Here is a 12,398-nt window from a genome sequence, read left to right on the forward strand (position 1 = left end):
AAGATGAATACGTTAAAGAAATTTTTAGGTTTGGTTTGGATGGTTTTAGGGCCATTAACAATGACATTTTTGTTTATCCAGGCAATAGACAAAGTGGGCTTGACCCATTCGGATATCGAACGTACCAATACCATTCTGCAATGGGCAATTATCCTGTTTATTTTCCTCCCGATCAGTTTGGGATTGATGATATTTGGCTTTTATGCCTGGAAGGGAGAGTATGATCGCTTGCCGGAAAGTTCGGAGGAATTGTAATTTATATACGCTGTTCGTTAATATCTTTTCCTTAATTGGTCTTGCGGTTGATGTTTTTTAATTCATTATAAACCAACTGCGCAACTGCTTTGGCTCCTTCTGGCTGGAAGTGCGTATTATCTTTTTGTCCTTTTGGATAAGCCTCATATTTGGCTGAGTCTAAATTCATAAAGTAATGTTTGCTTACAAATTCATTGCCTTTTGTTGTGAAAAAACTCGCTGAAAGTGAGGTTAGATCTATAACGGGTGTATTTAACTCTTTGGCCACATCTTTCACTGCTTGTGGATATTCGCCATGTGCACTACCCAGTTTACCATCTTTCCAGGGGTAATTGCGGGTAACCGGTGTGATCAGGATCGGTAAAGCACCTTTTGCTCTTGTTTCTTTCACGTACATCCTTAAAAAATCTTTATAGCCCGGAATATCAACATAACGTTCAGGTTTATCTTTAGCGGCATCATTATGCCCAAACTGGATCAACACCAGGTCGTTCTTTTCCAGGGTTGATAAAACTTCTTTCCACCTTCCCTCTTCAAAAAAACTTCTGGTACTTCTTCCCCCTTTTGCTTTATCAATAACCAAAGCGCTGTCGCTTTTAATTAGTCTGTTTAATTTTTTTAAACTGTCTTTTTTTAAGAATTGCTGAAAAACCTGCCCCCAGCCTGTAATGGGATACTTTTTCTGCAGATAACCTTCATCTAGGGTATAATCTGCCACGGTAGAATCGCCGATTAAATAAACCTTAACAGGTTTGGGTTTTACAATGAAAGACATTAAGAAAACGGTGCCAAGAGCTGCGATAAGGTATTTATGTTTTTTCATCTTGTTATTTTAATGCTTGTACACGGAACCAATCGTATTCGGCAATTCCTGAATCATTGGTTTGGGTATCTCTGGCGGCAAATATTCCCATTTTTGCGCCGATCCATTGGCCCGCCGTGGCCTGGAACTCATCTCCTACATCCGTAAAACGGGTTCCATCTTCACTGTAACTAAACCGGCATTTTGCACCATTAGTAACTTTAACCCTGAAATATACCAAGCCCGATTTTAGTTTGGTAATTTCCTTTTCATTTTCGGCTTTTCCCTTGTCGGCACTTTGACAAACACCGTATATAAGATATAATCCGTCTTTTTTGCTTTTAATGCTAATCTGCGCATAACTTCTCCCCATTACTACCAAACCTGTTTTTTCGTTTTCCAATTTTGGGTTAGGTTTAAATAAGAGTTTTGTTGTTGCCATAAATTCATCAGCAGGAAATTTCTGCATCAACAGGTTCGGAACATCCCAAAGGTTTTTGGCATCATCAGGAATTTTCGAAGTATATAACTTTAATAAACCACTGCCTGCATCAGTAAATAACCAGGTTGGTTGCGGATTGGCCTGCCATTGCCATTGTAGGCCTAGTTTTGGTGTGGTAAATTCATCACTTTCTTCAGGTGTTTCAACCGGATAAACCTTGCCCACATTTGGTTTTTTATAGGTGATAACCGGTTCGCCTTTGCCGTCGCCATCTGCGTCAAGCCCGATAACAGGCCAGTTATTGATCCATTTCATAGGCTGCAGGTGAACAACGCGACCATAAGCATCTTTATCCTGAAAATGAAGAAACCAATCTTCTCCTGTTTGCGTATTTACCCAGGCGCCCTGATGAGGACCATTTACCGAAGATTTCCCTTGATCTATGGCTACTTTCCTTTCATATGGGCCGAAGATGTTTTTACTTCTCAAAATTAATTGCCAGCCTGTAGAAACGCCCCCTGCTGGTGCGAACAAATAATAATAGCCGTTGCGTTTATAAACTTTTGGACCCTCAATGGTAGGATCGAGTTCGTGGCCATCGTATACAATTCTGCCGGTTTCTGTAGCTGCTGATCCGTCGCTGCTTAATGGCATAATGGCCAAAACACTTTTTATGCCCGCACGGCTGCCTGCGTAGGCGTAAGCGAGGTAGGCCTTGCCATCTTCATCCCAAAACGGACAGGGATCAATCAATCCTTTACCTGCGGCGACCAATTTTGGCACAGACCAGGCGCCGGTTATGGTTTTAGCTTTGGTTAAATAAATCCCAAAGTCAGGATCAGGATAATAAATATAAAATTCGCCATTGCGGTAGCGGATGGAAGGTGCCCAAACACCATTGCCATGCTGTGTTTTTTCGAAATGCTCAAATGGAGGCTGGCGTTTTAAGGCATGGCCGATTATTTTCCAATTCACCAAATCTCTCGAGTGCAGGATCGGCAAGCCCGGGATGGCGTCAAAACTGGAGGCGATCATATAAAAGTCATCTCCCACCCGGATAGCATCGGGATCAGAATAATCGGCGTTGATAACCGGATTTTTATAGGTTCCGTTACCTAGATCAGAAACCCAAACTTTAGATATGTACCCACTTTTTGGAGCAGGTTGGGCAAAGGTATTTATGCTAAAGCTCAAAACAAGGATTAAACTAAATAGATGTTTCATTATACAATGATGTTTTTAATATTTGGTCAGTTATTTATCTAGCGTTACGTCATTCCCGCACAGGCGGGGATCTTAATGCGGCTTGTGATTGGCATTAAGATTCCCAATCAAGTTGGGAATGACGACGAGTCTATTTTATCAAATTAGCCTACTAACAAGGTTAAGTCTTTTTTTATTTTTAGGCAAGTTGTTATTGTGCAATCGTTCCCGACATCGTTTGCAGTGTTTAATCTTGAAAAAACTTCTTTCTGATGAATATTAATGTTTAAAATTGTTCATCATATATTTTAAAAACACGGCTGCGTTACAAAGTTTATACTTTTACGTGGCCGATTTTAATTTAAGTCTAACCAAATTGATATGAAAGCAATCATCCTATTTTTTCTGATAACCGTTTCATCAGTAGTTTATGCTCTAGACATTAAGCCAGATTTTGTGGTAGCTGCCGATGGAAGCGGAAACTTTAAAACGGTACAGGAAGCGATACACGCTGTGCCCGATTTCAGGAACAAAACAACCATAATTTTTATCAAAAAAGGTATTTACAAAGAAAAGCTAATCTTGGCGGCCTCTAAAAAGAATGTGAAATTTATTGGGGAAAGTCTTAACGAAACCATTTTAACGTATGATGATTATGCGCAAAAGAAGAATGCTTTTGGAGAAGAAAAAGGCACTTCAGGTTCTTCCAGCTTTTATATTTATGGCGAAGGCTTTTCTGCAGAAAACATCACCTTCGAAAATTCATCAGGTCCGGTGGGGCAAGCCGTTGCGGTTTGGGCAGGCGGTGATAAATTAATTTTTACCAACTGTAGGTTTTTAGGCTTTCAGGATACACTTTATACTTACGGAGGCAACAACCGCCAGTATTATAAAAACTGTTACATCGAAGGGACGGTCGATTTTATTTTCGGCGCTTCTACAGCGTGGTTTGAAAGCTGCACCATTTTCTGCAAAAAGGCGGGTTATATCACCGCGGCATCAACTGCTGATACTACAAAATTTGGTTATGTAATTAATAAATGCAAAATCAAGGGAGATGCACCGGCCAATAGCTTTTATTTGGGTCGCCCATGGAGGCCTTACGCAAAGGTTGCCTACCTCAACTGCGAACTGCCAGATTTTATCCGCCCTGAGGGTTGGAACAACTGGGGCAAGGAAAGCAACGAGAAAACAGCCTATTACGCTGAATATAAAAGCACTGGAAAAGGAGCCGATCCAAAAAGCCGGGTAAATTGGTCGCATCAATTAACAGACGAAGCGTATAAAAGTTACATTTTGGAAAACGTTTTCCGTGGTTGGAATCCGGAGGCAAAATAAGTTGTTAAATAATTGATATACAGATGTTAATAAGCTGTTTGAAAACTATTTTTTGTGTCGTTTTCCGGTAACGATTGCATAGATTTCTCTTCTATTTTAAGTGCAAACAACGTACACTTGTTATTACAATAACCAAGTATAATTTAACAGCACAAATAATGAAACATATTTCTGGTCGTTTATGCCGTATTAAAATAGCGCTGGCATGCTTAATTTTATCTTCTGCAAGTGCTGCCATAGCGCAACAACAGCAAAGCCTACCCGTTATTCAGCAGGTTAAATTTAAAAAAGATACCACAAGTATTATCAGTTTTGGCGCAAAGGGCGATGGGATTACCTTAAATACGCAAAGCATCAATAAAACCATAGCCAGTGTAAGCCAAAAAGGTGGTGGTGTGGTTTTAATTCCATCAGGCTTGTGGTTAACTGGTCCTATTGAGTTAAAAAGTAATGTAAACCTACACCTTAAACGCGATGCAATTCTTCAGTTTACCGACGACTTTAACCAATACAGATTGGTACAGGGAAATTGGGAAGGCCAGCCAGCGTGGAGAAACCAGAGTCCGATTTCTGGTGTCAACCTCGAAAATATAGCCATTACCGGAACCGGGATTATCGACGGGAACGGTGGAGCCTGGCGTATGGTTAAAAAAGATAAACTGACCGAAACACAGTGGAAAACCTTGGTGGCATCTGGCGGCGTAGTGAGGGCCGATGGAAAAATGTGGTACCCATCTGAGAAAACCGTTAAAGGTTCGAATACCAAAAATGCCGGCGTAATTGAGGCTGGTAAAACAGCAGCCGATTATGAAGATATCAAAGATTTCCTTCGCCCGAATCTGCTGGTGTTAACGGGTTGTAAAAAAATTCTTTTAGAAGGTGTTACCTTTCAAAATTCACCGGCATGGAATTTACACCCTTTGCTTTGCGAGGATTTAACCCTAAGAAACCTACAGGTAAAAAACCCCTGGTTTGCACAAAATGGTGATGGAGTTGACGTAGAATCGTGCAAAAACGTATTGATTGAAGGCAGCACTTTTGATGTGGGTGATGATGGGATCTGTATTAAATCGGGAAGAGACGAAGCGGGCCGCAAACGTGGCGTACCTACAGAAAATGTAATTGTTCGGAATAATGTGGTTTACCATGCCCATGGCGGTTTTGTAATCGGGAGCGAGATGAGTGGTGGTGCGAAAAATATCTGGGTATACGACTGTTCTTTTATTGGCACCGATATTGGCCTGCGTTTTAAAACTACCCGTGGCCGAGGCGGCGTTGTAGAAAATATTTATATCAACAACATCAACATGATCGATATTCCGGGTGAAGCGATTCTGTTCGATATGTATTATGCTGCGGTTGATCCGGTTCCTTTGGCAGGCGAAAAACGCGAAGCCATTAAAACGGTAACGGTTCCGGTAACCGAAGCTACCCCTCAGTTCAGAAACTTTTACATTAAAGATGTGGTAGCCAATGGCGCTGAGAAAGCCATATTTTTCAGGGGATTGCCAGAAATGAACATCAAAGATATCCACCTGGAAAACGTAACCATAAAAGCGAAAAAAGGCATTGAAATTATTGAAGCTTCTGGAATTTTTCTGAAAAACATAAACGTAATTACCAAAGACACCAGTCCGGTTGTAATGATCCAGAACAGTTCGAACATCAATATCAGTAACTTAAAATACCCTGATAACAGCAAGGTTTTGTTTGACGTGTCGGGAGAAAAAACAAAAGGTGTAAAAATTAGCGGAACAGATGTTTCTAAAGCAAAAATGGCTTCACTTTTAGGTATAGAGGTAGATAAAAAAGCACTGGAAATTTCAAAATAACAAACATGAAGAGATCAATTCTATATACAGCAGCTGCGCTCATCGGTTTTTCTATTTTAACACAAAGTGGATTTGCCCAAAAGAAATTGTCAGAACAGTTAACCCTAACAGCGATGGAAAAACTGTTTCAGGATACTACACTGTTAAAAGGTGCCAAAGGCCCTAAATGGACCTACGACATGGGTGTGGTACTGGAAGGTGCTGCAGCGGTTTGGCGGAATACCGGCGATGGGAAATATTTCAAGTACATCCAAAGCTCAATGGATGCCTATTTGGATAAGGAAGGAAATATCAATACGTATAAACCTGATGATTTTAATATCGACAACATTAAAAATGGACGTTCGTTATTATTGTTATACAAAGTTACCGGACAACAGAAATACCTGTTAGCGGCAACCAAATTATACGATCAGCTACAAAAACAGCCGCGTACCCAAGAAGGTGGCTTTTGGCACAAGAAAATTTATCCCAATCAAATGTGGTTGGATGGTTTATACATGGGCGAACCGTTTTACGCGGAGTATGCCAAGCTGATGAAAAAAGATGCCGCTTTCGACGACATTGCAAAGCAGTTTATCCTGATGGAGAAAAATGCCCGAGATGCTAAAACAGGATTACTTTATCACGGATATGATGAGAGCAGAGCAGAGCAATGGGCCGATAAAAAAACAGGTCGCTCAGCAAATTTCTGGGGAAGGGCAATGGGTTGGTACATTATGGCATTGGTAGATGTGCTGGATAATTTTCCGGCCAATCATCCACAACGGAAAGAATTAATCGCCATTTTAAACCGTACAGCAACTGCTACCGTAAAATACCAGGATGCGAAATCGGGTGTTTGGTTCGATATTTTAGATATGCCAACCAGAAAAGGAAATTACCTGGAAAGCTCGGCATCGAGCATGTTTGTATATGGCTTGGCCAAAGGGGTGCGCAAAGGTTGGTTGGCACCATCATTTATGGCTGCTGCAAATAAAGGTTACGCAGGCTTAAAGAAAGAATTTGTTGAACAAGCAGGAGCAGAAAGAATTAATCTGACCAAAACCGTTTCGGTATCGGGATTGGGCGGAAAACCAAAATACCGCGATGGAAGTTTCGACTATTACATTAGCGAAAAAGTAATCACCAACGATCCGAAAGGTGTAGGGGCGTTTATCTGCGCCGCTTCAGAAATGGAAATTGCTGCACTCCCTAAAACAGGTAAAGGTTTAACCGTTACAGTTGATAGTTTTTTCAATAACGAGTATATGACCGGCCCAACCGGAGATAAAATCCCTTTCCATTACATATGGGAAGAAGATGATAATAACGGTTTTTCATTATTTGGTAAAGTATTTAATGATGCAGGCGTTAAAACCGCTACCCTTAAAACTGCACCAACAACAGCAAACTTGAAAGGAAGTAACATTTACATTATTGTAGATCCTGATACGGAAAAAGAAACTGCAAACCCAAATTTTATGAATACCGCACATGCCAAGCAGGTTAGCGAATGGGTTAAAGCGGGTGGCGTATTGGTATTGCTATTAAACGATGCTGGCAATTGTGAAATTTCGAAATTTAACGTATTACCAGAAACATTTGGTATTCATTTTAACGAGGATAGCCGCAACAAGGTTCAAGGTTCGAACTTTGAACAGGGCGCAGTGAAAATCCCCGACGGAAATTCAATTTTTAAAACAGCTAAGAAAGTTTATATCAAAGAGATTTCCACTATTGTGGCAAAAAGCCCTGCCGTTTCGGCTTTAAAAGATAATGGTGATGTGCTTATTGCAACAGCAAAATATGGTAAGGGAACCGTTTTCGCGGTAGGTGATCCGTGGTTTTATAATGAATATATCGATGGCAGAAAATTGCCCGCAGATTTTGAAAACTTTAAGGCAACGAACGATCTAGTAAACTGGTTGATTAAACAGGTGCCGGGTAAAAAGTAGGCATACATAAATTAATGTTAGCCACAGCACGGAAAAGAATTTAACCACAGATAAGCAGGATTAGCACAGATAAATAATATTGGTCACAAAACACAGAGACACAGAAATAGCTAATGGTCTGTGGGGACACAGACCATGGATAAAAGAGAGAAAAATACTTCGTGTTAGTCCGTGCTTCCGTGGCAAAAAATAAGATAATCAGTGTTTGCACTTGCAAAAAACTAACAAACAAAATGATGAAAATAAAAATATTGTTAACCCTGATCTGTACAAGCTTAATACTATCGTGTTATGCGCAGCAGCCTACCGATTCTACCGCAGAAAAAATGCTTGTATATCAACTCGGCAATGGTGGTTGGCCAAAGCAGTTGGAGGATAAAAGTGTGGTTAACTATGGTGCAACCTTAACACCTGAGCTTTTGGCCAGGATAAAAGCCACAAAAGATCTGCATGCTACATTCGATAATAGGGCCACCAGCAGAGAAGTGGTATACCTCGTTCAAGCCTATAAAAAAACGCAGAATAAGGCTTATTTAACTGCAGCTGAAAAAGGATTGGATTATATTTTAGCTGCCCAATATGCAAATGGCGGCTGGCCTCAGTATTATCCGGATAAAACTTTGTACCGTTCGGAAATTACGTATAATGATGATGCAATGATCAATGTGTTAAATATCCTACAAGATATTGTTACACAGAAAAATGATTTTGAGGTCGTGAATCCAGCTTACATCAAAAAAGCCGAAAAAGCCATTATAAAAGGTATCGATTGCATTATTAAAACACAAGTAAAGCAGAACGGAGTGCTAACCATTTGGGCTGCGCAATACGATAAAGACTCGATGTTACCTGCAAAAGCAAGAGCATTTGAGCCGGCTTCGTTAAGCACAAGTGAATCGGCAGGCATTGTCCGTTTCCTGATGAGGCTTAAAAACCCTTCACCAGAAGTGAAAAATGCAGTTGCAGCAGCGGTGAAATGGTTCGATACCTATAAAATTGCCGGCTACCGTTTTGATCGGAACAAAAATATTTCGGCTTTGGTTGCCGATAACACCAGCATGGCTTGGGCCCGTTTTTACGATATAGAGAAAAACACCCCAATTTTCGGCGACCGCGACAATACGATTAAAACAAAATTGGAAGAGTTAAGTCCTGAGCGGCGAAACGGTTATGCCTGGTATGGCAACTGGGGGCAAAAATTAATTGAAAAGGAATACCCGAAGTGGTTAAGCACGAATGGGAAATAAATAAAATATAAATCGTGATTGCTAGGAATAAAGCAATGACGGAAATCGCAAGGATATGATTTTAAACAAAGAAAATTTAGCAAACATTAACGGCGACAAGGTTACTAAACCAAGCGCCGAAATTTTGGCTTTACCGGAAAAAGTAATTCAGTTTGGAACAGGCGTTTTATTACGTGGTCTGCCTGATTATTTTATTGATAAGGCCAACCAGAAAGGTATTTTTAACGGACGTATTTTAGTGGTTAAATCTACTTCAAAAGGCGGGGCAGATGCATTTTCGAAACAGGATAATTTATACACGCTTTGTGTAAAGGGTATCGAAGATGGTGTTAATGTTGAAGAAAATTCAATCAACTCTTCTATTAGCCGAGTGCTGTCGGCTTCGCAAGATTGGGCCGAAATTTTAAAAGCGGCCCACCAGCCAGAAATGCAGGTTGTAATTTCGAATACAACTGAAGTTGGGATTGTTAAAAGCGAAGATAAAATAACTGATAATCCACCACAATCTTATCCAGGAAAATTACTTGCATTCCTGCACGAGAGATACACTGCTTTTAATGGTTCGGCCGAAAGTGGAATGGTGATTGTTCCAACGGAATTAATCAGTGATAATGCTGATAAATTGAAAGAAATTTTATTAGATCTGGCCATCCAGAATAAATTGGGATGGGATTTCGAAAACTGGTTAAAAACGGCCAATCATTTCTGCAAAACTTTGGTTGATCGGATTGTTCCGGGAAAACTTCCAGAGGCCGAACAAAAAGCGATTGAACGTGAACTGGGTTATGAAGATGAACTCATGATTATGGCCGAACCTTTCAGGCTTTGGGCTATCGAATCGTCAAGCGAAAAAGTGAAGGAGGTTTTATCCTTCGAAAAGGCTGATAAAGGGGTTTTTATTGTTCCATCGATCGATAAATTTAAAGAACTGAAACTCCGTTTACTTAACGGTACGCACACCATTAGCTGTGGATTAGCCATTTTAGCAGGCTTTAATACTGTAAAAGAGGCTATGGCGAATGAAGATTTCTCAGCCAATGTGTTAAAACTGATGAAAGATGAAATTGCCCCTGTTGTAGTAAATGAAGATATTACCTATGACGAAGCGATTGCCTTTGCAGAAAGCGTAATCGACCGTTTTAGCAATCCGTCCTTAGAACACCAGTGGCAAGCCATAACGCTAAACTTCACCTCAAAAATGCAGATGCGTAACATGCCGTTAATCAGAAGGTATTACGCTTTAAAAAATGAAGTACCTCAACTTACCGCTTTAGGTGTGGCAGCATATATCCTTTTTATGAATGTGAATAAAGATGGTGATACTTACACGGCCAGCGCAAACGGAAAAACCTTTCCGATACAGGATGAATTTGCAGAAATTTTATACGAATACTGGAAAAACCCTGAAACGGTTGTAGATAATACCCTTGGCGACAGACGTCTTTGGGATAAAAACTTGAATAACTATCCTGGCTTTAACGCGGCCGTAAAATCTTACGTTGATTTATTACAGAACAAGGGTGCAAAAGAAACTTTAAGTAACTTGCATTCAGAAAGAACAATTTAAAATGGTTACTAGAATTTTAAAAATCCATCCCAACGATAACGTACTTGTTGCCCTGCAAAACCTGGCAAAAGGCGAAACCGTTATTTACGATGGACAGGAATATATTTTACAGGATGATATCCAGGCAAAGCATAAGTTTTTTATGCAGGATATGAATGCAGGTGATCACATTATTATGTATGGCGTACTGGTGGGGAAAGCGCAGCATTTCATCCTAAAAGGCGGCTTAATGGATACTGAAAACACTAAACACGCATCAGATCCTTACGAGTTTCGCCCGTATCATTACGAATGGCATGCACCTGATGTTTCTAAATTTGAAGGCAGAACCTTTAATGGTTATATTCGTAGTGATGGCCGCGTGGGAACTGCAAATTATTGGTTGTTTATTCCGACCGTTTTCTGCGAAAACCGCAACCTGGATGTGATCCGTGAAGCCTTGCACAATGAATTGGGTTATGCCGTAACCGATAAATACAAATCTTATGCCCATGAACTGGTTGAGGCTTATAAAAACGGCGAAATCCTGGAAGAAGCTGATCCAAGTTCAATTGGAATTGCAAATCCATCAGCCAACCGTGTTTTTAAAAATGTTGATGGCATTAAATTCTTAAATCACCAGGGTGGTTGCGGTGGTACCCGTCAGGATGCTGCTGTATTAAGTAAATTATTGGCTGCTTATGCCGATCATCCTAACGTTGCGGGCGTTACCGTATTGAGCTTAGGGTGCCAGAACCTACAGGTTAAAGATTTTATGGACGATTTAAAACACCGTAGTCCAAATTTCGATAAACCTTTATTCATTTTTGAACAACAGCAATCGCAAAGCGAAGAACAACTGGTTAAAGAAGCCATTAGAAAAACTTTTATTGGTTTAACTGAAATTAATAAAATCGAACGTCAGCCAGCGCCTTTAAGCAAACTGGTTTTAGGTGTTAAATGTGGCGGTAGCGACGGTTTTAGCGGAATTAGCGCTAATCCGGCAGTAGGTTATACGTCTGATTTGCTGGTGGCTTTAGGTGGCACTGTACTTCTTGCCGAGTTCCCTGAACTTTGCGGCGCAGAACAACAGTTAATCGACCGTACAAAAGATGAAACCGCAGCACGTAAATTCATCCAATTGATGACTGCTTACAATCAATCTGCAGAAAATGTAGGCTCAGGATTTTTCATGAATCCATCGCCTGGAAATATAAAAGATGGTTTGATTACCGATGCGATTAAGAGTACCGGTGCAGCCAAAAAAGGCGGAACATCGCCAGTGGAAGATGTTTTAGATTATACTGAGCCTGCTACAAAACCAGGATTAAATTTAGTTTGTACTCCTGGAAATGATGTGGAGGCTACTACTGGAAAAGCAGCATCTGGAGCAACATTAATCTTGTTTACTACAGGTTTGGGCACACCAACCGGAAACCCGGTTTGTCCAACCATTAAGGTTTCAACCAATAATGCATTAACCAAACGTATGGGCGATATTATCGATATCAACTGCGGCCCGGTAATCGAAGGCGAAAAAACCATCGAACAAATGGGAGAAGATATACTGGAGTATTGCATTAAAGCAGCCAGCGGCGAAGTAATTCCTAAAGCGGTATTGCTTAATCAGGATGATTTTATTCCATGGAAACGGGGAGTTAGTCTTTAGTGAGTCTGGAGTCATAAGTCCCAAGTCGTGAGTCTTGGAACCATATTCCGTGGTCTGTGTCCTCACAGACCACCAAGGGAATAAAACATAAATTGAGTTCTGATCTGTGAGGACACAGACCGGGGAT

At 40.6% G+C, this 12,398-nt stretch carries 9 protein-coding genes; 7 read left to right on the forward strand and 2 right to left on the reverse strand.

The annotated features are described in order from the left end of the window. Window positions 1-3 precede the first annotated feature (3 nt). Window positions 4-255 (forward strand): DUF6814 family protein, encoded by a 252-nt coding sequence (locus LQ227_RS22150; protein WP_215165650.1) that lies wholly within the window; start codon window positions 4-6, stop codon window positions 253-255. A 31-nt stretch (window positions 256-286) separates the two neighbouring features. Here the strand turns inward: LQ227_RS22150 and LQ227_RS22155 are convergent, their stop codons facing one another. Both LQ227_RS22155 and LQ227_RS22160 read right to left on the reverse strand, forming a co-directional pair. Continuing rightward, complete coding sequence (locus LQ227_RS22155) at window positions 287-1,078, reverse strand: rhamnogalacturonan acetylesterase (RefSeq protein WP_230151150.1); 792 nt, start codon at window positions 1,076-1,078, stop codon at window positions 287-289. A gap of 4 nt (window positions 1,079-1,082) precedes the next feature. Further along, window positions 1,083-2,723: a glycoside hydrolase 43 family protein gene (locus tag LQ227_RS22160; RefSeq protein ID WP_230143267.1), complete on the reverse strand. Its 1,641-nt coding sequence runs from the start codon at window positions 2,721-2,723 to the stop codon at window positions 1,083-1,085. Between the two features lie 360 nt (window positions 2,724-3,083). On the opposite strand from LQ227_RS22160, the gene LQ227_RS22165 reads away from it, so the two are divergent. The 6 genes from LQ227_RS22165 (at window position 3,084) to LQ227_RS22190 (ending at window position 12,271) form a co-directional block, all read left to right on the forward strand. Further along, the gene (locus tag LQ227_RS22165) at window positions 3,084-4,040 is read left to right on the forward strand and encodes a pectinesterase family protein (protein ID WP_230143268.1); all 957 of its coding nucleotides are present in this window, start codon (window positions 3,084-3,086) and stop codon (window positions 4,038-4,040) included. A gap of 158 nt (window positions 4,041-4,198) precedes the next feature. Further along, a complete protein-coding gene (locus LQ227_RS22170; RefSeq protein WP_230143271.1) occupies window positions 4,199-5,872 on the forward strand; it encodes a glycoside hydrolase family 28 protein in 1,674 nt (557 codons plus the stop codon). Window positions 5,873-5,877: 5 nt separating this feature from the next. Further along, window positions 5,878-7,809 carry a glycoside hydrolase family 88 protein gene (locus tag LQ227_RS22175; RefSeq protein WP_230151161.1) on the forward strand — a complete coding sequence of 644 codons (1,932 nt, stop codon included), beginning with the start codon at window positions 5,878-5,880 and terminating at the stop codon, window positions 7,807-7,809. Window positions 7,810-8,042: 233 nt separating this feature from the next. Further along, a complete protein-coding gene (gene pelA, locus LQ227_RS22180) occupies window positions 8,043-9,056 on the forward strand; it encodes a pectate lyase (protein WP_230143273.1) in 1,014 nt (337 codons plus the stop codon). A 55-nt stretch (window positions 9,057-9,111) separates the two neighbouring features. Continuing rightward, window positions 9,112-10,623 carry a tagaturonate reductase gene (locus tag LQ227_RS22185; RefSeq protein WP_230151163.1) on the forward strand — a complete coding sequence of 504 codons (1,512 nt, stop codon included), beginning with the start codon at window positions 9,112-9,114 and terminating at the stop codon, window positions 10,621-10,623. 1 nt (window position 10,624) lies between these two features. Then, window positions 10,625-12,271, forward strand: coding sequence for a UxaA family hydrolase (locus tag LQ227_RS22190; protein WP_230143275.1), 1,647 nt, complete (start codon window positions 10,625-10,627; stop codon window positions 12,269-12,271). The last annotated feature ends 127 nt before the right edge of the window (window positions 12,272-12,398 follow it).

The sequence above is a fragment of the Pedobacter sp. Bi27 genome (genome assembly GCF_918698255.1).
Taxonomy (GTDB): Bacteria; Bacteroidota; Bacteroidia; order Sphingobacteriales; family Sphingobacteriaceae; genus Pedobacter.